The organism is Bacillus sp. ISL-46 (assembly GCF_018613205.1).
In genome coordinates this window covers 261,519-286,587 of sequence record NZ_JAGGQR010000011.1, presented here as the reverse complement: position 1 = coordinate 286,587, position 25,069 = coordinate 261,519, and the positions used below count along the sequence as shown (strand labels likewise).

The 25,069-nt window shown below is 39.1% G+C and carries 22 protein-coding genes; 20 read left to right on the top strand and 2 right to left on the bottom strand.

What is annotated here, in order from left to right; translation table 11 throughout:
• Window positions 1-131: 131 nt before the first annotated feature.
• Complete coding sequence (locus J7E67_RS06380; RefSeq protein WP_214731249.1) at window positions 132-1,841, bottom strand: Rqc2 family fibronectin-binding protein; 1,710 nt, start codon at window positions 1,839-1,841, stop codon at window positions 132-134.
• A gap of 231 nt (window positions 1,842-2,072) precedes the next feature.
• Between J7E67_RS06380 and J7E67_RS06375 the strand changes: the two genes are divergently transcribed.
• The 17 genes from J7E67_RS06375 (at window position 2,073) to spoVM (ending at window position 19,972) form a co-directional block, all read left to right on the top strand.
• The gene (locus J7E67_RS06375) at window positions 2,073-4,751 is read left to right on the top strand and encodes a calcium-translocating P-type ATPase, SERCA-type (RefSeq protein ID WP_214731248.1); all 2,679 of its coding nucleotides are present in this window, start codon (window positions 2,073-2,075) and stop codon (window positions 4,749-4,751) included.
• Window positions 4,752-4,857: 106 nt separating this feature from the next.
• Complete coding sequence (locus tag J7E67_RS06370) at window positions 4,858-5,733, top strand: YicC/YloC family endoribonuclease (RefSeq protein ID WP_214731247.1); 876 nt, start codon at window positions 4,858-4,860, stop codon at window positions 5,731-5,733.
• Window positions 5,734-5,793: 60 nt separating this feature from the next.
• A complete protein-coding gene (gene remA, locus J7E67_RS06365; protein ID WP_026566410.1) occupies window positions 5,794-6,057 on the top strand; it encodes an extracellular matrix/biofilm regulator RemA in 264 nt (87 codons plus the stop codon).
• Between the two features lie 10 nt (window positions 6,058-6,067).
• A complete protein-coding gene (gene gmk, locus J7E67_RS06360; protein ID WP_214731260.1) occupies window positions 6,068-6,685 on the top strand; it encodes a guanylate kinase in 618 nt (205 codons plus the stop codon).
• The gene (gene rpoZ / locus J7E67_RS06355) at window positions 6,685-6,903 is read left to right on the top strand and encodes a DNA-directed RNA polymerase subunit omega (RefSeq protein WP_088086339.1); all 219 of its coding nucleotides are present in this window, start codon (window positions 6,685-6,687) and stop codon (window positions 6,901-6,903) included. Before gmk ends, rpoZ begins: the two co-directional genes overlap by 1 nt.
• Window positions 6,904-7,105: 202 nt before the next feature.
• Complete coding sequence (gene coaBC, locus J7E67_RS06350) at window positions 7,106-8,329, top strand: bifunctional phosphopantothenoylcysteine decarboxylase/phosphopantothenate--cysteine ligase CoaBC (RefSeq protein ID WP_214731246.1); 1,224 nt, start codon at window positions 7,106-7,108, stop codon at window positions 8,327-8,329.
• Window positions 8,316-10,727, top strand: coding sequence for a primosomal protein N' (gene priA / locus J7E67_RS06345; protein ID WP_214731259.1), 2,412 nt, complete (start codon window positions 8,316-8,318; stop codon window positions 10,725-10,727). Before coaBC ends, priA begins: the two co-directional genes overlap by 14 nt.
• Window positions 10,728-10,843: 116 nt before the next feature.
• Window positions 10,844-11,329 carry a peptide deformylase gene (gene def / locus J7E67_RS06340; protein WP_214714615.1) on the top strand — a complete coding sequence of 162 codons (486 nt, stop codon included), beginning with the start codon at window positions 10,844-10,846 and terminating at the stop codon, window positions 11,327-11,329.
• Complete coding sequence (fmt, locus tag J7E67_RS06335; RefSeq protein ID WP_214731245.1) at window positions 11,326-12,264, top strand: methionyl-tRNA formyltransferase; 939 nt, start codon at window positions 11,326-11,328, stop codon at window positions 12,262-12,264. The genes def and fmt overlap by 4 nt, the downstream gene beginning before the upstream one ends.
• Before the next feature lies 1 nt (window position 12,265).
• On the top strand, window positions 12,266-13,615 hold the full coding sequence (rsmB, locus tag J7E67_RS06330; protein ID WP_214731244.1) for a 16S rRNA (cytosine(967)-C(5))-methyltransferase RsmB: 1,350 nt from the start codon (window positions 12,266-12,268) through the stop codon (window positions 13,613-13,615).
• Between the two features lie 3 nt (window positions 13,616-13,618).
• The gene (gene rlmN / locus J7E67_RS06325; RefSeq protein WP_168242744.1) at window positions 13,619-14,710 is read left to right on the top strand and encodes a dual-specificity RNA methyltransferase RlmN; all 1,092 of its coding nucleotides are present in this window, start codon (window positions 13,619-13,621) and stop codon (window positions 14,708-14,710) included.
• Window positions 14,711-14,715: 5 nt separating this feature from the next.
• Window positions 14,716-15,474 (top strand): Stp1/IreP family PP2C-type Ser/Thr phosphatase, encoded by a 759-nt coding sequence (locus tag J7E67_RS06320; RefSeq protein WP_308160559.1) that lies wholly within the window; start codon window positions 14,716-14,718, stop codon window positions 15,472-15,474.
• Entirely contained in the window at window positions 15,471-17,462 is a 1,992-nt protein-coding gene (pknB, locus tag J7E67_RS06315) for a Stk1 family PASTA domain-containing Ser/Thr kinase (protein ID WP_214714607.1), read from the top strand. Before J7E67_RS06320 ends, pknB begins: the two co-directional genes overlap by 4 nt.
• A gap of 89 nt (window positions 17,463-17,551) precedes the next feature.
• Entirely contained in the window at window positions 17,552-18,433 is an 882-nt protein-coding gene (gene rsgA, locus J7E67_RS06310) for a ribosome small subunit-dependent GTPase A (protein WP_214714605.1), read from the top strand.
• A 2-nt stretch (window positions 18,434-18,435) separates the two neighbouring features.
• Window positions 18,436-19,080, top strand: a complete 645-nt coding sequence (gene rpe, locus J7E67_RS06305; protein ID WP_088086347.1) for a ribulose-phosphate 3-epimerase — start codon at window positions 18,436-18,438, stop codon at window positions 19,078-19,080.
• 55 nt (window positions 19,081-19,135) lie between these two features.
• Entirely contained in the window at window positions 19,136-19,783 is a 648-nt protein-coding gene (locus J7E67_RS06300) for a thiamine diphosphokinase (RefSeq protein WP_214714603.1), read from the top strand.
• Between the two features lie 105 nt (window positions 19,784-19,888).
• The gene (gene spoVM, locus J7E67_RS06295) at window positions 19,889-19,972 is read left to right on the top strand and encodes a stage V sporulation protein SpoVM (RefSeq protein ID WP_035445740.1); all 84 of its coding nucleotides are present in this window, start codon (window positions 19,889-19,891) and stop codon (window positions 19,970-19,972) included.
• 155 nt (window positions 19,973-20,127) lie between these two features.
• Here spoVM and rpmB read toward each other — a convergent pair whose 3' ends face one another.
• Entirely contained in the window at window positions 20,128-20,316 is a 189-nt protein-coding gene (gene rpmB / locus J7E67_RS06290; RefSeq protein ID WP_026566424.1) for a 50S ribosomal protein L28, read from the bottom strand.
• A gap of 284 nt (window positions 20,317-20,600) precedes the next feature.
• Here rpmB and J7E67_RS06285 point away from each other — a divergent pair, with 284 nt between their 5' ends.
• From J7E67_RS06285 to recG, 3 genes are all read left to right on the top strand, one after another.
• Window positions 20,601-20,963: an Asp23/Gls24 family envelope stress response protein gene (locus tag J7E67_RS06285; protein WP_088086349.1), complete on the top strand. Its 363-nt coding sequence runs from the start codon at window positions 20,601-20,603 to the stop codon at window positions 20,961-20,963.
• 37 nt (window positions 20,964-21,000) lie between these two features.
• Window positions 21,001-22,683 (top strand): DAK2 domain-containing protein, encoded by a 1,683-nt coding sequence (locus J7E67_RS06280; RefSeq protein WP_214714601.1) that lies wholly within the window; start codon window positions 21,001-21,003, stop codon window positions 22,681-22,683.
• 217 nt (window positions 22,684-22,900) lie between these two features.
• Window positions 22,901-24,949, top strand: a complete 2,049-nt coding sequence (gene recG, locus J7E67_RS06275) for an ATP-dependent DNA helicase RecG (protein WP_214731241.1) — start codon at window positions 22,901-22,903, stop codon at window positions 24,947-24,949.
• The last annotated feature ends 120 nt before the right edge of the window (window positions 24,950-25,069 follow it).

Genomic DNA, 25,069 nt, shown 5'->3' with positions numbered 1-25,069 from the left:
TCTTGATACTCTCTTACTATCTTTAATTTAAATTGTTCGCTGTATTTAGCCATAAAAATACACCCCAAAAGTTAGATATTACTCTAACTTTTGGGGTGCAGTACAGTTCTACCGGGTGCCCTCTTTTTCTTCTATTTCTTCAATTTCAGCACCAATTCTTCATCCGGCGTTACATAAACCGTCTGTTGATTGTCGTAAATCACAAATCCAGGCTTTGCACCGCTAGGTTTTTTAACAAACCGGACCTTCGTAAAGTCGACAGGAACAGAGCTTGAATTCCTCGCTTTACTATAATAAGAGGCTAAAACGGCAGCCTCACGAATCGTCTCATCAGATGGATCCTTGCTGCGAATCACCACGTGTGAGCCGGGAATATCTTTTGTATGGAGCCAAATCTCATCCCTTGCTGCCAGCTTATTTGTTAAATAGTCATTTTGTTTATTATTTTTTCCAACGATGATATCCGTCCCATCTGTAGATAAGAAGTGATCTAAAATTGGTTTAACATTCTGAGCCTTTTTCAATTTCTTTTTCTGCCGTTCGCGGATATAGCCACCCTCAATTAATTCTTCACGAATCTCTTGAATATCCTTTGGTGAGGCAGCTTGTACCTGCTGTAGTAAATTATCAAAATAAGCTACTTCGACTTGTGCCTTTTCAATCTGATCAACGACAATTTCAACTGCATTTTTTGCCTTTAGGTATTTTGAAAAATACTTTTGGGCATTTTCAGATGGTGTCTTTCTGGGGTCAAGCGGAATTAAAATCGTTCCACCAGATTCATCATAATAATCGAGAACTTCAATATCACGCATCCCTTTCTTAGCAGCATATAAATTGGCAGTTAACAACTCGCCAGAGCGTTGATATTGATCAGCCTTTTCTGCTTCTTTCAGAGTAGCCTTCAGTTTGTTAATTTTCTTTTCATTCTTTTCTTTTTCATTTTGAATAAATCGTTCAATATCATTTCCCTGCTGCTTTACCCGGTCTCTTTCCGCTTTGCCAAAATAAAAACGGTCAAGCATTTCACTTAGCGTGGAGAAGGTCTTTATTTCTCCTTTTAGATGCTCAAGGGGAAATAAGTAAAAAGCGTCCTTACCGCCCGACGATATAATCGAGGGAGAAATCTCACCGGTTTCCACCTTTTTAATCATACGAATAAACGTTCCCGGTATTGTAGAACGATTGGCAAGACCACTTTGGAATATAACTTCCTTGGCAAAAAGGGGAGAGATCCCTGCAAATTGCTCAACTAATTGGCGGTCGAGTTTTCCTGCATTGTAATCAATTTTTCTTAATAGATCATCTTCGCTCGAATGAAACGGATTTTGCTTATGCTGTTCTGGCGGAAATACATAAGGTTGTCCTGGCAAAATGGCCCTGTGGCTATTTACGGCAAAGGAAACATGTTTGATACTATCAAGAATGACATTTCGTGTTTTATCTACCAGTACGATATTGCTATGCCTGCCCATAATTTCAATAATTAATTGTTTATAGCTAATATCACCAATCTCATTTCTGCCCTTTATTTCTAGTACTACCATCCGGTCTGTTTCTACTTGATATATATCCTCTAAAATATACCCCTCAATATGTTTCCTAAGCAGCATACAGAACATCGGGGCTTCACTAGGATTATCGTATGCTTCTTTCGTGAATTGGACCCGCGCGTAGCTTGGGTGTGCTGATAAAAGCAGCTTTTGATTAACACCATTCGCACGAATCGTGAGAATTACTTCATTTTTATAGGGTTGATGAACCTTATTGATCCGTCCGCCCTTCAAGGAACGAACAAGTTCATCGACCATTGCTTTTGTAAATAAACCATCAAATGACATGGAAAACATCCTTTACTACATTCATATGAATTAATTATAGCTTACTAAAAATATACTGTCTTATTTTTACTCTGTTAAACGTGCCCGTTGATTTCCGCTCCAATCAATAGGGTTCCATTTATTCTCTAATTTATCTTTCACTATATCATAGCATTTTTTTGGACGACCCTGAATAAGCTTTCTTTAGAGCAGGTATTTATAGGTATTTAAAGGGGGAAGTGAGATGGTCGGATGAAATTCCATGAAATGCAGATAGAACAAGTAGAAAAGTCTCTAGAAACCGACTTTTCTTCTGGATTATCACAGGAAGAAGTAAAAAAGAGAATTAATTTGCACGGACTAAATGAGTTGGACGAAGGAGAAAAGCAATCAGCTTTACTCTTATTTTTTAGTCAATTTAAGGATTTTATGGTCTTAGTTCTTCTCGCAGCTACCTTAATCTCCGGATTGCTTGGCGAATATATTGATGCCATTGCTATTATTGCCATCGTAATTATCAATGGCTTTCTTGGGTTTTTTCAAGAAAGGCGGGCAGAGAAATCACTACAGGCATTAAAGGCATTATCTGCACCACAAGTCTCTGTGCTCCGGGATGGTCAGTGGATCAAAATTCCTTCGAAAGAAATTGTGGTAGGGGATATTTTGAAGTTTGTTAGTGGGGACCGCATCGGTGCCGACGTCCGTGTGATTGAGTCTAAAAGTTTAGAAATTGAAGAATCAGCGCTTACAGGAGAATCCGTCCCTGTTTCCAAGCATATAGAAATCCTAACTAACCCTAACCCTGGCATAGGAGATATGGAGAATATCGCATTTATGGGTACGATGATTACGAGGGGAAGCGGGATAGGAGTCGTCATTGCAACAGGTATGAAAACAGCAATGGGACAAATTGCAGATTTGCTTCAAAATGCAGAGGCGCAAGATACTCCATTGCAACGCCGCTTAGAGCAACTGGGAAAAATACTAATTATAGTAGCCTTACTGTTAACTGTTCTGGTTGTAGTGGTTGGAGTTTTGCGAGGACACGACATATATGAGATGTTTTTAGCAGGCGTTTCTCTTGCAGTTGCGGCCATACCTGAAGGGCTGCCGGCTATCGTGACAGTGGCATTATCTCTCGGTGTGCAAAAAATGATTAAGAAAAATGCCATTGTCCGGAAATTGCCCGCAGTAGAAACACTTGGCTGTGCTTCGGTCATCTGTTCAGATAAAACGGGAACAATGACACAAAACAAAATGACGGTTACCCATTTATGGAGTGGGGGTCAAACTTGGACAGTTGATGGGGTAGGGTATCAGCCGCGAGGAAATTTCTATAGAAATGAACGCAATATTAATCCTAAAGATGAAAAGGCATTGCAGCAAATGCTGATTTTTGGGATGTTATGTAATCATTCAGATTTAGTCATTAAGGATGATGATTATATTCTTGACGGAGACCCAACCGAAGGGGCACTGTTGGTAAGTGCAATGAAAGCAGGTTTTGATCGTCCCAAATTATTAGATGAGTTTACGATCATAAATGAATTCCCATTTGACTCAACCAGAAAAATGATGAGTGTTCACGTTAAAGACAAGCAGGGACGGCATTTTATAGTCACAAAAGGGGCACCGGACGTCATTTTAGATATTAGTGAATCCGTTCTTTGGGACGAGAGAACACAATTTTTAAATAAAGAGACACAAGGGAAGGTTCAGGAGGCAATAAATGGACTCGCATCACAGGCGCTTCGAACGATCGCGATTGCCTTTAAACCAATACAGGCTAATACGATTATTTTAAGTGAACGAGAAGCTGAGAAAAATTTAACGCTTATTGGTATTCAGGGAATGATTGACCCGCCGAGACCTGAAGTGAAAAAGGCTGTAAAGGAATGTAAAGAAGCAGGTATTAAAACTGTCATGATTACCGGTGACCATGTCATCACTGCAAAAGCGATTGCCTCCCAACTTGGAATTATAACGAATAAAAGCAAGGTCATTGATGGGAATGCATTATCCGAAATGTCAGTCGAAGAGCTTGAAGAAATAGTCAATGATGTTTCAGTTTTTGCTAGGGTTTCACCAGAGCATAAACTGAAAATTGTCAAAGCATTACAAAATCGCGGACATATTGTCGCAATGACGGGTGATGGTGTGAACGATGCACCAGCTATTAAAGCCGCTGATATTGGAGTCGCTATGGGGATTACCGGGACCGATGTCGCCAAAGAAGCCTCCTCTCTTATATTGTTGGACGATAACTTTGCCACGATTAAGGCTGCGATAGTGGAAGGCAGAAATATCTATGAAAATATTCGTAAATTTGTTCGATACTTGTTGGCTTCTAATGTTGGTGAAATATTGGTCATGTTGTTTGCGATGATTTTAGCGCTGCCTCTGCCGCTTATTCCTATCCAAATCCTCTGGGTGAATTTGGTTACTGATGGGTTGCCGGCTATGGCACTGGGACTCGATCGACCTGAAGAAAATGTAATGAAACGTAAACCCCGCAGTCCAAATGAAGGTGTTTTCTCGCGAGGTCTGGGCTGGAAGGTTGTGTCACGTGGCTTCCTAATAGGGCTGGTAACATTACTATCCTTTATGATTGTTTACAATAACGATCCTGCCAAGTTGCAATATGCACAAACTGTTGCCTTTGCAACACTTGTCATGGCTCAGCTGATTCATGTGTTTGATTGCCGCAGTGAGAAATCAGTGCTCTCGAGAAATCCTTTCGGAAATCAGTACCTTGTTTGGGCCGTTTTATCTTCACTTGCATTGATGTTTGTCGTTATTTATTACCCGCCATTACAGCCTATTTTTCACACACTGCCGGTAGCAGCTAAGGATTGGCTGTTGATTGTTGGATTATCATCGATACCAACTTTTTTACTAGCCGGGTCATTTTTGTTAAGAAAAACAAAATAAAGTGTGTTATAATCCAAAAGGTAATAGATTCCACTCTATTACCTTTTGTCTTTTTTGAAAAATATAGCTAGCCGATCAATTTTTCAGAAGATTGGATGTGCACAAAATGGTTATAAGTATGACAGGCTTTGGAAGAGCTAAAACAGAATCAGATTGCTTCTCTGTCAATGTGGAAGTAAAAACAGTGAACCACCGTTTCTGTGAAATGAATATCCGCATGCCAAGGCAGCTTTTAAAAATAGAAGATAGAATGAAAAAGAAACTTAATCAGTATATCCGCCGTGGAAGGGTAGAAGTTTATGTTAGCTTAGAGGGTGAAGGCGTCGTAACCCGCAAAGTCCACGTGGATTGGAAACTGCTAGATGAGTATTATCAATTTATCAAACAGGCTCGTGAAAAATATAATGTTGAAGGAACGTTAACACTTCAGAATTTGCTAAGTAGAAGTGAACTTTTACATATTGAAGAAAGTGAAGCTGGCAATGAAGAGCTTGATAATCTAGTTCTGGCTGCAACAGAAGAAGCTGCCAAGTTTTTAACACAAATGCGGATGGCAGAAGGTGAAGAATTAAAAAAGGATTTGCTCGCCATTTTATCTCAATTAGAATCACATGTTTTTGAACTCCAGAAATTTGCTCCACTCGTTGTTCAATCCTTTAAAGAGCGTTTAACAAAAAGAATGGAAGACTTTGTTAATGGGCAATTGGACGAAACGAGGATCTTGACGGAAGTAGCCGTTTTTGCTGATAAAGCAGATATAAATGAAGAAGTCACACGATTAAAAAGCCATTTTCAACAATTCTTGCAAACCCTTGAGAGTATGGAACCGATTGGAAGAAAATTGGATTTTATCGTCCAGGAAATGAACAGAGAAGCAAATACCATTGGTTCAAAAGCAAACGATTCAAACATTGCTAAAAAGGTTGTAGATATTAAAAGTCTACTTGAGAAGCTAAAAGAACAGGTTCAAAATATCGAGTGATCCTTGTTTAGAAACTGTTTGAGACGGTCAAAATATATTATTAATGATTGGATGAGTACCATGTCGATAAAATTAATTAATATTGGATTTGGAAATATCGTTTCTGCCAATCGAATTATTTCAATTGTCAGCCCTGAATCTGCTCCAATAAAAAGAATTATTCAAGATGCCCGGGACCGGGGAGCATTAATTGATGCCACATACGGTAGGCGGACACGAGCGGTGATTGTTATGGATAGTGATCATGTTATTCTATCAGCTGTACAACCTGAAACGGTAGCGCACCGCTTAGCTGATCGTGATGAAATAATTGATGAAGGGTAGGATTTCTGAAATGCAGGAAAAAGGATTGCTGATTGTACTTTCTGGGCCTTCCGGGGTTGGAAAAGGAACGGTTCGGAAAGAAATTTTTTCCCATCCGGATACAGCTTTTGAATACTCCATTTCGATGACAACCCGCTCACCTCGAGATGGGGAGATTGATGGAGTGGATTACTTCTTTAAGTCAAGAGAAGAGTTTGAACAATTAATTGAACAGGGCAAACTGTTAGAGTATGCCGAATTTGTCGGGAATTATTACGGTACCCCTGTTGACTATGTTCGTTCCACTTTGGATGCTGGAAAAGACGTCTTCTTAGAGATTGAAGTAAAGGGTGCCCGTCAGGTACGAGAAAAGTTCCCTGAAGGTTTATTTATTTTCCTTATGCCGCCAAGTTTATCTGAACTAAAGAACCGGATTGTAACAAGAGGAACGGAAACAGATGACATCATACAAAACCGCCTGCTTTCCGCTCGCGAAGAAATTGAAATGATGGAGTTATATGATTATGTTGTTGAAAATGACCAAGTGGAGCGCGCCTGTGAACGCGTGAAATCCATTGTTACTGCGGAGCATTGCCGCAGAGAACGTGTTGAACACCGCTATAAAAAATTGCTGGAGGTTGAATTATAATGTTATATCCTTCTATTGATTCGCTGCTTGAGAAAATTGATTCGAAATACTCGCTTGTTTCCGTAGCTGCGAAGCGCGCTCGCGTGATGTCCCAGGTAAGAGATGAAAGATTGCCAAAATACGTTTCCCATAAACATGTTGGAAAAGCACTAGAGGAAATATACAGCGGTGAACTAACCTACCGAATTTCTAAAAAAGCAGACACATCTGCTGAGTAGTCTTAAATAGTTATTAATTGACAGTAAATTTCTGAGAGAAGGCCTGACAAAAGGGGAAATCCTTACATGTCAGCCTTTTTTATTTTGGTTATCCTCGTTATGTAGAATTTGTCGAATTACGAGTGGAAAAAGGTGAAAAATTGCATTCATTCTAGCATAATAAAGATAGAGTGAAATGGACGAGAAGCGGGGGAATCCAATAATGGTACAGGATAAAAAAATATTATTATGTGTTACAGGCGGAATCGCCGTATATAAGGCAGCGGCACTAACAAGTAAGCTTGTTCAGGCTGGTGCTCATGTAAAAGTCATTTTAAGTGAATCTGCACAGAAATTTGTTACCCCATTAACTTTTCAGGCGTTATCCCGTAATGAAGTATATGTTGATACTTTTGATGAAAAAAATCCGCGTGTCATTGCCCATATTGATTTAGCCGATTGGGCAGATTTAATCCTTGTTGCACCTGCTACAGCAAATACGATTGGGAAAATAGCTGGTGGAATAGCCGATAATATGATAACAACGATCCTGCTTGCAGCTACCTCACCAGTCTGGATTGCCCCTGCTATGAATGTGCATATGTACGACCATCCTGCTGTGAAAAAGAACCTCTCAATATTGGCTGAGTACGGATATCAATTTATTGAACCTAGTGAAGGTTATCTTGCCTGTGGATATGTAGGGAAGGGCCGCTTGGAAGAGCCGGAAAAAATCGTCCAGCATGTACAACAATTTTTTACCGATCAATTCCAACAAACCTTAAGAGGAAAAACAGTTGTGGTTACAGCGGGGCCAACACGGGAAAAGATTGATCCTGTTCGTTTTATTTCCAATCATTCAACAGGGAAAATGGGTTATGCCCTTGCTGTTGAGGCAAAAAAACAAGGTGCCCATGTTGTATTAGTTTCGGGACCGGTTGGGTTGCCAGCTCCATTAGGTATGGAAGTGGTGAAGGTCGAGAGCGCTGAAGAAATGTATAATGCAGTATTGAAGTATTATGACTCAGCGGATGTAGTCATTAAAACAGCCGCCGTTGCCGATTACCGTCCAAAAATTGCATATGATCATAAGGTAAAGAAACAAGCCGGTGACTCGAGTATAGAGTTGGAACGAACGAAAGATATCCTGCTTGAGTTGGGTAAGAGAAAGAAGAACCAAGTGCTTGTAGGCTTTGCAGCTGAAACGGAAAATGTTGAAGAATATGCAAGGAAAAAATTAAATGCCAAAAATGCGGATATGATCGTTGCAAACAATGTGAAAGCGGAAGGGGCAGGGTTTGGGACAGATACAAATATTGTCACACTTTTCAAACGGTCTGGCTCAGCTATAGATTTACCGATTATGTCAAAAAGTGATGTAGCAATAAGGATTATCGAAGAAATTACTTCCCTATTGAAGGATATGGATGAAAATGGAAATAGCTAGTGTGATTGTGGATGTGCCGGCAAAACAAACGGATAGAGCGTTCGATTATTTAATTCCAGAGCAGTGGTGGGGAACAATCCAGCCGGGAATGAGGGTAATCGTTCCGTTTGGTCCGAGAAAAATCCAAGGATTTGTCACATCGCTTAAAACACAATCTGAATTTAAAAAATTAAGAGAAATTATCGAGCCCATGGATCTTGAGCCAATCTTAAACAAGGATTTACTTGACCTGGGTGACTGGCTAACTGAGAATACACTTTGTTTTAAAATCTTTGCTTTTCAGGTGATGCTTCCAGCCGCGTTAAAAGCTAAATACGAAAAAAAAGTGAAGATTACTGCAGGGGTGGAGGCTGCTGATTTATCAGAACCCCTTCAAACTCTTTTTGAAAACAATCCAATGATTGACTGGGAAGATGCTTTGAATAATGGAGTGGTTCCCTTATTACAAAAGGAAGCAGCAAAAGGTAAACTTGAAGTCCTTTACATCGTTAAGGAGATGGTCAAAAAGAAACAGCGTAAGTTTGTCCGCCCACTTGTATCGCTTGCTGAATTGAAAGATGAAGTAGTCCGATTTCCAGCAAAAGCTGAAAAGCAAAAACTAGTATTGAGCTATTTTATCAATCATTTCGAACCAGTCGAATTGAGGCAGCTTGTCGCTGCATTAAATACGACATCCTCAACTGTTAAGGCACTTGTAGAAAAGAAACTTCTTACTGAGTATGAAATGGAGGTTTACCGCGATCCGTTTGAACATAAGACCTTTAAACGAACAAAGCCCTTACCATTAACAAATTCTCAACAGACCGTGATTGGGCCGATTCTAAATGCGATTGAATCAAATCGACATGAGGTATTCTTGCTCTATGGTGTAACAGGAAGCGGAAAAACCGAAATTTACCTTCAATCCATTCAAGAAGTTATTGAAAGAGGACAGGAAGCAATAGTACTTGTACCAGAAATTTCACTCACTCCCCAAATGGTGAATCGTTTTAAAGGGAGATTTGGGGACTTAGTGGCTGTTTTGCACAGCGGTTTGTCAGCTGGAGAAAAATATGATGAGTGGCGGAAGATTCAACGTAAAGAAGTAAAAGTAGCTGTAGGAGCAAGATCAGCGATTTTTGCCCCATTTGAGAACTTAGGAATTATTATTATTGATGAGGAGCATGAAACAAGTTATAAGCAGGAGGATATGCCTCGATATCATGCTAGGGATGTTGCAGTTGAAAGAGCTAAAACTTATAACTGTCCGGTTGTGCTCGGAAGCGCTACCCCATCACTCGAGTCGTTTGCCAGGGCTCAAAAGAAGGTGTATCATCTATTATCGCTCCCTAACCGGATGAATAATCAAACCCTGCCCTCAGTAGAGATCATTGATATGCGTGAGGAGCTTCGTGACGGAAATCGGTCAATGTTTTCACGTAAGCTTTTTGATATGCTAAAGGACCGAATAGAAAAAAAACAACAATCTGTTTTATTTTTAAATAAACGGGGTCATTCGTCATTTGTAATGTGCCGGGACTGCGGTTATGTGATGAACTGCCCAAACTGCGACATATCGCTTACCTACCACCGAGTAAATGAACAAATGAAATGCCATTATTGCGGGTATGAAAGCCATGTTCCAAAGCAATGCCCGGAGTGTTCCAGTGATTATATTCGGTATTTTGGGACTGGTACTCAAAAGGTAGAGGACGAGCTTGGTAAAATTCTCCCAGAAGCAAGGGTTATTCGGATGGATGTTGATACAACTGGTCGAAAGGGTTCACACGAACGATTATTAACTGATTTTCAGAATGGCAAAGCAGATATTCTCCTCGGGACTCAAATGATTGCAAAAGGGCTGGATTTCCCAAATATCACCCTAGTTGGTGTGCTTTCGGCTGATACGATGCTGCATTTACCTGATTTCCGTGCGTCTGAAAAAACATTTCAATTATTAACACAGGTAAGCGGAAGAGCGGGACGTCATCAATTGCCGGGGGAGGTCATCATTCAGACCTACACCCCTGAACACTATAGTGTCGAACTTGCGGGAACACAGGATTATGATCTCTTTTACCAAAGAGAAATGATGATTCGAAAAACCCATCATTATCCACCCTTCTATTATCTATCACTCATAACAGTCAGTCATGACCAGTTGATGACTGTCGTTACAGCGACAGAGAAAATTGTTAATTATGTACGTTCGCAGGTTTCAAAGGATGCCGTCGTTTTAGGACCTGCAGCCTCGCCGATTCCTAGGATTAATAATAGATATCGCTATCAATGTCTGATAAAATACAAGCGGGAACCGAACTTGACAAAAATGTTAAAAACCATCTTGGATCAACACCAGAAAGATACTAAAAGCGGCTTGTTGGTTTCAATAGATGTAAATCCATTTATATTAATGTAAGTTAGCCAAAGGTAACCTGGTCATCAAAGGTTATTATTTCGCATTTTTGGTGAAAATGTAAGCAATTAATAAATTTAAAACGCCTATATAAGAATGGAATTAATGGGGGAAATAATTTGCCTATACTCAAAGTAATAAATTACCCTGCTGAGATACTTGAGCAGACTTGCAAGCCAGTGATTAAGTTTGATAAAAAGCTTGCAAAAATACTTGATAATATGTATGACACGATGATTGAATATGATGGGGTGGGACTAGCTGCTCCGCAAATTGGATTGGACGCACGCATCGCAATTGTTGATATCGATGATGAATTAGGGACAATCGAAATGATTAACCCAGTAATATTAGAAACATCCGGTGAACAAACTGGACCAGAAGGTTGTTTAAGTTTCCCTGGATTATTCGGTGAAGTGACAAGGCCCAATTTTGTTAAAATTGAAGCATTTGACCGTAAAGGCAGAAAATACACATTAGAAGCAGAAGAATTCCTAGCAAGGGCGATTCAACATGAAATCGATCATCTGGACGGGATTTTATTTACATCTAAAGTGACGAGATATCTCGAGGAAGATGAGTTAAAAGGAGTAGAAGTTGAATGACGAAAATTGTTTTTATGGGTACTCCAGATTTTTCTGTGCCAATCTTACAACAACTGATTAAAGATGGATATGATGTCATTGGAGTAGTTACACAACCAGATCGACCGGTGGGAAGAAAAAAGATTTTAACACCTCCCCCGGTTAAGGTAGAAGCCTTGAAACATTCTATTCCTGTCTTTCAACCAGAAAAAATCCGTCAAGAAGAAGAACTTGAAAAAATCCTTTCCTTGAATCCACATTTAATTGTTACTGCTGCGTTTGGGCAAATCCTACCCAATAAGCTGTTAGAAGCGCCTAAATACGGTTGTATAAATGTTCATGCATCCCTGCTCCCAGAACTTCGTGGTGGTGCTCCTATTCATTATGCAATTATGCAAGGAAAACAAAAAACAGGTGTTACCATCATGTATATGGTTGAAAAATTAGATGCTGGGGATATTTTAACAAGTATTGAAGTCCCAATTGCTGAAGAGGACAATGTTGGTACATTGCACATTAAATTAAGTACAGCCGGGGCTAAATTGTTGGCAGAAACCTTGCCGCTTCTTTTGGAAGGCCGTCTGACGCCTAAGCCTCAAAACAATGAAGAAGCCACATTTGCTGCCAATATTAAGCGAGAACAAGAAAAAATTAATTGGACAAAAACAGGTGAAGAAATCTTTAATCATATTCGTGCTCTAAATCCATGGCCAGTTGCGTTTACAACCGTGAATGGTCAGGTCTTAAAAATATGGCGGGCAGAAAAGGTATCTGGACAGAAAATGGAAGTACCTGGAACAATTATTAATATAGAATCGGATGGCTTTTCGGTATCAGCCGGTAATGAAACGGCAATCAAAATCATTGAACTTCAGCCCTCTGGAAAAACAAAAATGATGAGTGAACAATTTTTACGGGGTTCAAAAATTTCAATAGGCACCAAGCTGGGAGAATAAAATGACTTCAACAATAAATAATGTACGGGCAATCGCAATGGATAGTTTAGTTGCTATTGAGAAAAACCAATCTTACAGCAATTTACTTCTAAATAATACAATTGAAAAACACGAATTGTCTCCTAAAGACGTCGGACTGCTAACGGAATTGACTTATGGAACCTTACAAAGAAGAATGGCACTTGACTATTATTTAGAGCCTTTTGTCAAAGATAATAAAAAATTAGCCAATTGGGTTCATCATTTACTTAGACTAACGCTTTATCAAATGATTTATCTCGATCGAATTCCGGACAGAGCAGCGATCTACGAAGCAGTAGAAATTGCCAAAAGTCGTGGTCATAAGGGGATAGCAAGTTTGGTAAATGGAGTATTGCGGAGTATTCAAAGAGAAGGGCTCCCATCCATGGAGGAAGTCTCGGACCCAAACAAAAGACTATCACTTGAAACTAGCCACCCTGAATGGCTAATTACCCGATGGGTTAACCAATTTGGCTATGAAAAAACAAAAGAAATGTGTGAAGTTAACCTAACAGCACCATTGCAAACAGCTAGGATTAATCTCACGAAAATTTCAAGAGATGAATGTGTTGCGATTTTAGAAGAAGATGGTTTTCAAATCGAAAAAAGTCCAATTATTCCTGAGGCGATCAGATCGTTAAAGGGGAATTTAGCTTCTACCATTGCTTTTAAATATGGAATGTTTACTATTCAAGATGAAAGCTCGATGCTCGCCGCCTATGCATTAGGGGCAAAGCAAAACGAATTTATCCTTGATGCTTGTGCAGCACCAGGTGGTAAAAGTACACATATCGCTGAAAAAATGGATAATACGGGAGAAGTCATATCGGTTGATCTTCATCAGCACAAAGTCAGATTAATCAATGATAATGCCAAGCGACTAGGGTTAGAAAATATAAAAACAAGCGTATCTGATTCCAGACAAATACAAGAAAAATTCAACAAAGAATCATTTGATCGTATCCTTCTGGATGCTCCGTGCTCGGGTCTTGGAGTAATGAGGAGAAAGCCTGATATGAAATACACAAAAACAGAGAAGGATATTGAGCGGTTAAGTACGATCCAGCAAGACTTATTAATGTCCGTATCCCCTTTATTGAAAAAGGATGGCATCCTAGTCTATAGTACTTGTACTGTAGATAAAGAGGAAAATGAATACACGGTTAAGACATTCCTCGAGAATAACCCTGAATTCGAAGGAGATTTATCATTTAAAAACAGGATGCCTGAAGCTATCCAACCATTGATTACGGGTTTTGATTTACAGATATTCCCACAAGATCTTGGGTCAGATGGGTTCTATATTGCAGTTTTAAGGAAGAAGGTGTAACAGTTGGAACAATTAAATACAACTGAGACAAACACAGCTAAGGAAATTAAGAAGAAATCAATTTATTCATTGCAGCTTAACGAATTAAAGAATTGGCTGACTGAAAATGCTGAAAAGGCATTCCGTGCCGAACAAATCTATGAATGGCTTTATAAAAAACGAATTACATCATTTGAGGATATGAGTAATGTATCAAAAGGCTTAAGAGATAAGCTTGCTAGCCATTTTGAATTAACAACATTAAATACGGCGATTCAACAAACATCATCTGATGGAACCATAAAATTCCTTTTTGAACTTCAAGATGGATACTCCATTGAAACGGTGCTAATGCGTCATGATTATGGAAACTCCGTTTGTGTTACGACACAGGTAGGCTGCCGAATAGGTTGTACTTTTTGTGCCTCTACATTAGGCGGCTTAAAAAGACACTTAGAGGCAGGAGAGATTGTCGCACAAGTTGTAAAAGTTCAGCAAACACTTGATGAAACAGATGAGCGTGTAAATTCAGTTGTTATCATGGGAATTGGTGAGCCATTTGATAATTATGATAATATGTTATCATTTTTAAAAATAATCAATCATGAAAAGGCTCTTAATATCGGAGCACGCCATATAACCGTATCAACAAGTGGTATCGTTCCGAAAATTTATCAATTTGCAGATGAAAATACACAAATTAATTTTGCTATTTCTCTCCACGCTCCCAATACCGAATTACGTTCAAGGCTAATGCCTATTAATAAGGCTTATAAACTTGATGACTTAATGGAAGCAGTAAGGTATTATATCGATAAGACAGGTCGTAGAATAAGCTTTGAATATGGTCTTTTTGGCGGTGTAAACGATTCAGTCGAGCATGCTGAAGAGTTAGCTATATTATTAAAAGGATTAAAATGTCATGTGAATCTAATTCCTGTAAACTATGTTCCTGAAAGAGATTATGTACGGACTCCAAGAGACAAAATTTTTGCTTTTGAAAAAACATTGAAAAACCGAGGTATTAATGTAACCATTCGCAGGGAGCAAGGTTCAGATATCGCTGCAGCATGTGGGCAACTTCGTGCAAAGGAGCGGAAAGAGGAGACGAGGTGACAAAAGTGAAGGCTGTTTTTAAAACGGACCAAGGTAGAGTTCGCCAGAATAATGAGGATAGTGGTGGTACTTTTGTTAATCGGGATGGACACCGTCTTGCCATCGTAGCAGATGGCATGGGCGGTCACCTTGCCGGTGATGTTGCTAGTAGCATGAGCGTTACGCATCTTCAAGAAATGTGGGAGAAATCTGAAGGAATTCGTACAGCAGATCAAGCCGAAGCATGGCTGAAAACCCATGTTCTCCAGGTTAATCAATTATTGTTTGACCATTCAAGAAGTCACGTGGAATGCGAAGGTATGGGTACTACTATAGAGGCAGTGATTGCTTCTGAAAATTTTACAACGATTGCACATGTGGGGGATAGTCGTTGTTATATCTTAAATGATACTGGCTTCCAGCAGCTAACTGAGGACCATACACTTGTGAATGAGTTAGTCCGAACTGGACAAATCACTAAAGAGGATGCAGAACATCATCCCAGGAAAAATTGGATATTAAGAGCGTTAGGAACAGAACAGGATGTAAAAATCGATATAAAAACGATAATGTTCGAAGAAGGAGATTTTCTCCTATTATGTTCGGATGGGTTGTCAAATAAAGTAAACGAACAGGAAATGGTTGAAATTCTTCAAAATGAAGAATCACTTGAACAAAAGGCTTCCACATTAATTAAGATTGCAAATGATAACGGTGGAGAAGACAATATTACCCTGATCATATTAGAATATGCTAATGATTTTGAATTGGGTGATGAGCAGTGATTATAGGGAAAAGAATAAGCGGCCGCTATAAAATTCTTAAAATGATAGGCGGAGGCGGAATGGCCAATGTCTATTTAGCACATGATATGATACTGGATAGAGAAGTTGCCGTGAAAATGCTCCGCCTTGATTTTGCCAATGATGAAGAATTTATTCGACGCTTTCATAGAGAAGCACAATCTGCCACAAGTCTTACCCATCCAAATATCGTTAGTATTTATGATGTGGGTGAAGAAGATTCTCTTTACTATATTGTTATGGAATATGTGAATGGGCAAACATTAAAGCAATACATAAACCAGCATTCGTCACTCCGTGTAGAAAAAGCATTAGACATAATGATGCAATTAACATCTGCAATTTCCCATGCCCATCAAAATCATATTATTCATCGTGATATAAAGCCGCATAACATTCTAATTGATCCTAATGGCAGTGTGAAAATTACTGATTTTGGGATAGCCATGGCCTTAAGCGCGACAAGCATTACCCAAACAAATTCTGTGTTGGGTTCTGTCCACTATTTATCACCGGAACAAGCTCGTGGGGGAATGGCTAATCGGAAATCTGATATTTATTCACTTGGGATTGTCATGTTCGAAATTTTAACAGGCAGGCTTCCATTCTCAGGGGAATCAGCCGTTTCGATTGCATTGAAACATCTCCAGTCAGAAACACCTTCTGTTAGAAGGTGGAATTCAACTATACCGCAAAGTGTGGAGAATATAGTCCTAAAAGCAACGGCAAAGGATCCATTCCATCGTTATAACAGTGTCGATGAAATGGAGGAGGATTTAAGGACGGCGCTAAATCCTGAAAGAATGGATGAACCGAAGTTTATTATTCCAATTGATGATGAGGCAACAAAAGCCATTCCAATCATAACAAATGACCGTCCACATAAAAACCTTGATGAAACATTAGTGCATAGTAATGATAAAATATTGCCTGCCAAAAAGGATACACCTAATAAGGAGAAAACTAGTAAGAAAAAGCGGAAAAAATGGCCGATGATCTTAATTTCGACTTTCCTTATACTTTCCATTCTCGGACTATTAACGGTTACATTTTTACCTGATTTATTGTCTGCTAAGGACGTCAAAATTCCTGACGTAAGTGGAATGGATGTTGATGATGCGATTTCTGAGCTTCAGCTCAGCGGAATAGTGGTTGACAAACAGGTTGAAATTCCTGATGATCTGGTGGTTGAAGGAAAGGTTATCAAGACCGACCCCGAAATTGGCAGTACAGTCAAGGAGAACGCAAAGGTTAATTTATATATTAGTACTGGTAAAGAAAAAATTGAGCTATCTAATTATGTAGGCCGGATATATGATGATATTTTCCGTTTATTAGAAGACAGGGGTTTTAAAGATATTTTGAAAACTGAGAAATACGATGAGAGTGAACCAGGAACCATTATTAGCCAAAACCCTTCAGGAGGCGAAGAAATTATTCCTGAAGATACTGCATTAGAATTTGAAGTCAGTAAAGGACCTGAAATAATTGTCCTAAGGGACCTAACCGAATACAATTTAAAAGGGGCCGAGGATTATGCCTTATTAGTAGGGCTGACTTTAGATGTCTCAGAAGAAAAATATGATGAAAAAATTCCTGCTGGCATGGTAATTTCACAAACACCAAAGTCTGGAACAGAACTGAAAAAAGGCGATAAGGTATCAGTCATTATTTCAAAAGGAAAAGAAGAAAAACCGCCCAAAACGGTAGTTAAAGATATAACAATTGATTATGAACCGACTGTCCCAGTGCCAGTGCCAGGAGATCCTGTTCAAAAACAAGAGGTTTTAATCTACATCGAAGATATGAATCATAGTATGACGGAACCTGCCGAATCATTTTTTATAACTGAAACGACAAAAAAACAAATAGAACTTACTATTCCATATGGCGGAAAAGCGGGCTATAAGATTATTCGTGACAGCAAGGTGATAGCAGAGGACGTAATTAACTATCCAGAAACAGAGTAATTAATATTACTTTGCTCTTTATCAAATCAGTTAACAGAATTTTGAATGATAAGTTGATGTTTTCGAAATGAATGACAAGGAGTGTGGCTATGCCTGAAGGGAAAATTGTTAAAGCATTAAGCGGTTTCTATTATGTTCTTGATGATGACAAGTTGATCCAATGCCGTGGTAGAGGGATATTTAGAAAGAATAAAATTACCCCCCTTGTTGGAGACGAAGTTGTTTTTCAAGCAGAAAATGACTTGGAAGGCTACATTATGGAAGTGAAGACACGAAAGAACGAATTGATACGTCCCCCCATTGCGAATGTAGATCAAGCGATCCTTGTGTTTTCGGCTGTTGAACCAGATTTCAGTACTGTTCTTTTAGATCGTTTCCTTGTGCTAGTTGAATTTAATCGGATTGAACCGCTTATTTGTATCACTAAAATGGACCTCACAAACGAAGAGCAGCAAAAGAAGATTAAGATTTATGCAGAGCAGTATTCGTCTGCAGGGTATAAAGTAATCCTAACTTCTTCCGAAACCGAAGCGGGGGTTGAACTGTTAAGTCCACACATTGATAATAAAATATCTGTTTTTGCTGGTCAGTCAGGTGTAGGAAAATCATCTTTGCTAAATGTCCTTAGACCTGATCTTGATTTGAAAACAAATGATATTTCGTCGCATCTTGGCCGTGGAAAACACACGACAAGACATGTGGAGTTAATAAAGATTGGAAATGGATTAATAGCTGATACACCAGGCTTCAGTTCATTAGAATTTACCAATATTGAAGCCGAAGATTTGACTTCATGTTTTCCTGAAATGCAAAGAGCAAGTGAGAATTGTAAATTCCGAGGATGCTTGCATGGGACCGAACCGAAATGCGGTGTGAAACATGCAGTTGAATCAGGTGAAATCCCTAGGTACCGATATGACCATTATCTGGATTTCCTACAGGAGATAAAAGATAGAAAGCCGAGGTATTAAAGATGGTAAAAATAGCACCTTCGATTCTTTCCGCCGATTTTTCGAAATTAGGTGAAGAGATTATTGCTGTTGAAAAAGGTGGAGCAGACTATATTCATGTCGATGTCATGGATGGTCACTTTGTACCAAATATTACGATTGGTCCGCTTATTGTTGAGGCCATTCGTCCGATTACGAAGCTGCCACTTGATGTACACCTAATGATTGAAAACCCTGATCAATATATTGAGGCATTTGCCAAAGCTGGAGCCGATTTTATTACCGTACATGTGGAAGCATGTCGTCATCTTCACCGCACAGTCCAAAATATTAAATCCTTTGGTATCAAGGCGGGTGTTGTTTTAAACCCGGCAACCCCCGTGGAATCCATTCAGCACATAATTGGAGACATTGATATGGTATTATTAATGTCGGTTAATCCAGGGTTCGGTGGGCAAAAATTCATACCAGAGGTACTTCCGAAAATAAGAAAAGTTAAAGAAATGGCAGAACAAAAAGGCTTAGACATTGAGATTGAAATTGACGGCGGTGTTAATTCAGAAACGGCAAAGCTATGCATGGAAGCCGGCGCAAATGTACTTGTTGCAGGCTCGGCTATTTATAATGAAGAAGATTATGCCAAGGCAATTTCGCAAATAAGAGGTTAATGATAAGAGCCAGCTTTAGCGCTGGCTTTTTGCATATGGAAAAGGAGTTAGTTTTATGATTATTAATATTCTAGCCGGAGGACCTGAAAGCCTATTACCTGATTTAACAGAGTATCTAGAGAAAGATGCAATTTGGGTCGGAGTTGACCGAGGTGTCTATCATTTGTTAAAAAGAAATATAACTCCGGTCATTGCCTTTGGGGATTTCGATTCAGTATCATCTGAGGAATTAATGTTTATTGAAGAACGTGTAGTAGAATTAAAGAAGTATAAGCCGGAAAAAGATGAAACAGACATGGAGTTAGCCTTCAATTGGGCACTTGATCAGAATCCAAGTATGATCCGTATGTTCGGTGCAACTGGGGGGAGACTTGATCATTTATTTGCCAATGTGCACTTATTGCTGAATCAGTTCAAAGCCAAAAAATCGGCTGATATCTGCTTGATTGACCGCTATAACATCATTTTTATTAAAGAACCTGGGCACTATACAATTGAAAAAATAAACAAAAAAAAATATATTTCCTTTGTTCCTTTAACGCTAAATGTCAGCAATCTCACCCTAAAGGGCTTTAAATTTCCTTTGGAAAATCGTCATATTCCAATCGGGTCAACACTATGTATTAGTAATGAACTTATTAGTGAATATGGTACTTTTTCATTTTCTGAAGGCATATTAATAGTGATAAGAAGTCACGATTAATATGCAATACAATTTGGTACTGATTTCGTTCGTTTGAATAAAATGGTAGGGCGTTCGAAAAAAGTTGAGATGAATAAGCTGGGGAGATTTGTGAGGAGGGACAGTATGAAATTCTATACAATTAAATTGCCGAAATTTTTAGGCGGACTTGTCCGTGCGATGATAGGGGCGTTTAAAAAGAACGAATAGCATGGGTTTTTATCTAGATAATCTTTTCATTAACGAATGGCACCCGTTTAATTTGGGTGCTTTTTATTTGGTTAAATAGGGAATAATAGGGTTGTAGAGTAATTGTACTTTTTGTATATAAAGAAAAGACATCCTCAACGGATGCCTTTTCCATATTAAACGCGTTCTACTTTACCTGATTTTAACGCTCTTGCAGAAACCCAAACACGTTTAGGCTTTCCATCAACAAGAATACGTACTTTTTGTAGGTTAGCACCCCATGTACGCTTATTTGCGTTCATAGCGTGAGAACGTGCGTTACCAGTTGTTGTTTTCTTTCCAGTTACAACACATTGACGTGGCATAATGATTTCCCTCCTTAACTACCAAAAGCTTTATACAGCTATCTTTAAGATCCTCATCTGAAAAAAGAAAATTGATTGAACAAATTTTCTAGACTTGAGATACCTTAATAATTTATCATACAACTTATTTGATTGCAATAGTTACCTTTCAAGAAAAAAGCCTTGACATCCCTATTAATTAAATGCTCTTATTTTAAACAGGCAGGAATAACTTTCAATATTGCATTGACTATAGTAAAATGACTGTAGTCAAGGAGCAATTTTTTCAAGAGGGGGAACGATTCATGTCCATTGAATTAAAAACAAAGTTCGGACAAATTGATATTTCAAACGAAGTAATCGCGACCATCGCTGGAGGAGCGGCAATCGAATGCTATGGAATTGTCGGTATGGCCTCAAAGAATCAAATTAAAGACGGAATTACGGAAATACTACGAAGAGAAAATTTCACTCGCGGCGTGATCGTCCGCCAAGAAAATGAGGCATTACATATTGATATGTACATTATTGTTAGCTATGGAACGAAAATTTCCGAAATTGCCCACAACGTGCAATCAAAGGTTAAATACACCCTCGATAAGACTGTTGGACTTGCCGTTGACTCGGTAAATATTTACGTTCAGGGAGTTCGAGTGACGAACCCTTAAGTTCGTGTAATGAACCTCAAGTAGAGGAGGAAAGTTTGTGTCAATAACAGCTTTAGATGGAAAACGTTTTGCCGAGATGGTGATTCAAGGTGCAAATCATTTGGCTGCAAATGCAAAAATGGTTGATGCTCTAAACGTTTTTCCCGTGCCCGATGGTGATACTGGAACAAACATGAATTTATCAATGACATCAGGGGCGAAAGAAGTAAAAAATAATGTTCAAGAACATATTGGTAAAGTTGGAGTAGCCCTTTCTAAAGGATTGCTGATGGGGGCTCGCGGAAATTCAGGAGTGATCCTTTCACAGTTGTTCCGTGGTTTTTCTAAGGCAGTAGAAATGAAAGAGCAAATTTCAGGGAATGATTTTGCCCATGCCTTCGAGGCTGGAGTAGAAACTGCGTATAAAGCAGTAATGAAGCCTGTTGAAGGAACCATTTTAACTGTAGCAAAGGATTCAGCTAAAAAGGGCGTACAAGCTGCCCAGAATTCAAATGATATTATTGTAATTATGGAAGAAGTTTTACAAGAAGCAAAAGCTTCATTAAAGCGCACTCCTGATCTGCTTCCAGTGTTAAAGGAAGTCGGTGTTGTCGATAGTGGCGGACAAGGTCTTGTGTTTGTTTACGAAGGATTTCTTGCGGTCCTAAAAGGCGAAAAACTTCCCGATACACCTTCTGCATCTCTTTCTATGGATGAATTGGTTAATACTGAACACCACAAAAATGTCCAGGGACATATTAACACGGCAGATATTGAATTTGGATACTGCACCGAATTTATGGTTCGCTTTGAACAGGAAAAGACAGCCAAGCATCCTTTCAGTGAAGGGGTTTTCCGAAATGACCTCAGCAAATTAGGTGATTCTTTATTAGTCATAGCGGATGAAGACGTTGTAAAAGTCCATATACATTCCGAACAGCCTGGCGAAGTACTAAGCTACGGACAAAAGTACGGAAATTTAATAAATATGAAGATTGAAAACATGCGTCAACAACATACCAATATTGTTGGTGAAACACATATGGCACCCGTTGCTGTACAACAGAAGCCGCCAAAAGAGCAGCAAGAATACGGAATTGTAACGGTTTCCATGGGAGCAGGAATTGCAGATTTATTTAGAAGTATTGGCGCCCATGCCGTAATAGAAGGCGGGCAAACGATGAATCCAAGTACGGAGGATATCGTGAAGGCTGTTAAGGAAGTTAATGCTAAAAAGGTATTTATTTTACCTAATAATAAAAACATTATTATGGCAGCCCAGCAGGCAGCCGATGTGGCAGAAGAAGATATTTATGTCATACCATCCAAAACTGTCCCTCAAGGACTTTCGGCTCTTTTAGCATTTAATCCGTCAGCGGAACTTCACGCCAATGAGTCTGCAATGAATGATGCCCTAAAACACGTAAAGACTGGTCAAATAACCTTCGCTGTACGAGATACCCAGATTGATGGTTTAGAAATCGAGAAAGATGATTTTATGGGTATTGCTGAGGGGAAAATTGTGGTAAAGAACAAGAACAAAGGAAAAGTAGCTGAAGAATTACTTTCACAAATGCTCGCAGACGATTCAGAAATCTTGACCATCATTTATGGGGAAGACGTTAGCGAAGAAGAAGTAAATCAGCTGACACAGTTTGTGGAAGAGACTTATGAAGATGTAGAAGTAGAAATCCATAACGGCGGGCAGCCGTTGTATTCATTTATCTTTTCAATTGAATAATGAACCGCTAAAATAGAAGGGGAGTTCCCTTCTTTTTTTTGTAGGCTGTGTTAAAGGTCATTGTTGATTTTGTAGCAATGTTGATTGGAGCGAAGCGCCTGGAGCGGAAATCAACAGGCAAGTATAACACAGCCTTTTTGTAAAAAAGAAGTTAGAAAAAGTAAATTAAAACAATATCAATAGATATAACAGCGCTTAGTGGGGGAGTCGTGTAATAGTGAATCCACATCTTAATCAAACAATAACTGTCATTAAGGGAATTGGTGAAGAGACTGCTGAGATTTTTTCAGAAATGAAAATCTTTACGATACAAGATTTATTGGAATATTTTCCTTATCGTTATGAAGATTACCGCCTTCGTGAAATAACAGAGGTACAGCATGATGAGAAAGTAACAGTGGAAGGGAAGGTTCATAGCGAGCCTTCTCTTGTCTATTATGGAAGGAAGAAATCCAAACTAATGATCCGACTTTTCGTTGGTTCTCATTTAATCAAAGTAGTCTTTTTTAACCAACCCTATTTGAAAAATAAAATCATTATTAATGAAACGATAACGGTCACAGGAAAATGGGATGCCCATCGGCAAACGATCACTGCAAATGAAATGCAGACAGGCACAAACGCCAAGACAAAGGATTTTGAGCCTGTGTACTCATTAAGAGGGAAATTAACAACGAAGGGAATACGAAAGTTTATCAGCATTGCTTTCCAGCAATATGGACATTTTATTGAAGAAACACTGCCAGCAGCATTCTTAAAAAAGTATCGCCTTCTTGATAGACAGGGGGCGATTGAAGCAATGCACTTTCCGAGCAGCCAAGAGGATGTGAAACAGGCACGAAGGCGCATTGTTTACGAAGAATTTCTTATGTTTCAACTAAAAATGCAGGCCTTAAGGAAATTTGAACGGGAACATTCCCCAGGAATTTGCCAAAACTATAAAGTTACTCAGGTAGAGGGTTTTATCAATAGTCTTCCATTTCCGTTAACAAATGCTCAAACACGGGTTGTCAATGAATTGTTAGCGGAACTAAAATCACCCCTACGCATGAATCGATTGTTGCAAGGGGATGTTGGTTCGGGGAAAACTGTAGTGGCTGCAATTGGTTTATATGCCAGTGTAACAGCAGGTTACCAAGGTGCTCTAATGGTACCAACAGAAATTTTAGCAGAGCAACATGCGCAAAGCTTAAAAAGAATGCTAGAACCATTTGATGTCAGGTGCGAGCTTTTAACGAGTTCTATTAAGGGTAAACGGAGAAAGGAAATCCTTCATGAACTAGCAGAAGGAAATGTTGATCTATTAATTGGTACGCACGCTCTCATACAGGATGAGGTCACCTTCAAAAGACTCGGTTTTGTCATTACCGATGAACAGCATCGCTTTGGGGTCGAGCAGCGAAGAGTGCTCAGGGAAAAAGGTGAGAATCCTGACGTTCTTTTTATGACTGCGACACCGATTCCACGAACACTTGCAATCACTGTGTTTGGTGAAATGGATGTTTCCATTATTGACGAGATGCCAGCTGGCCGAAAATCAATTGAAACCTACTGGGCAAAACCAGAAATGCTGGAGCGCGTTCTTGCTTTTGTAGAAAAGGAATTACAAAAAGGGCATCAGGCCTATGTTATTTGCCCGCTCATTGAAGAATCAGAAAAGCTTGATGTCCAAAACGCAATCGATGTATTTAATACTTTAAGCCAATACTTTCAAAACCGTTATAAAGCAGGCCTTATGCACGGGCGTTTAGGTTCGGAAGAAAAAGACTACGTAATGAAGTCGTTTAGTACCAACGAAGTACAGGTGCTTGTCTCAACTACAGTTGTTGAGGTCGGTGTTAATGTACCAAATGCGACCATGATGGTTATTTATGATGCTGAAAGATTTGGCCTGTCTCAGCTTCACCAGCTTCGTGGACGTGTTGGACGTGGCAGCGATCAATCCTACTGTATTTTGCTTGCAAGTCCTAAATCAGAAGTGGGCCAAGAAAGAATGCGGATCATGACAGAAACGAACGATGGATTTGTTCTAAGTGAAAAGGATTTAGAACTCAGAGGTCCTGGCGACTTTTTTGGCAGAAAACAAAGTGGTGTTCCTGAATTTAAGGTTGCAGATATGGTTCATGATTATCGGGCACTAGAAACAGCGAGAAGTGATGCGATGATGCTTATCCAATCAAAAACCTTTTGGACAGCGGAAGAATATCAATTTTTAAGAAAAATGCTTGAAGAATCAGCTGTATTAGAAGGGGAAAAGCTTGATTAATAAAGTTTTTTTCCCTTTAAATGAATTCCGGAATAAAAAAAGCAGATGCTATGTATAAAAAACAAACTCTTGCAATCTGCTATTTCAAATTTTATACTACTATTAGTACCTAGTCATAAG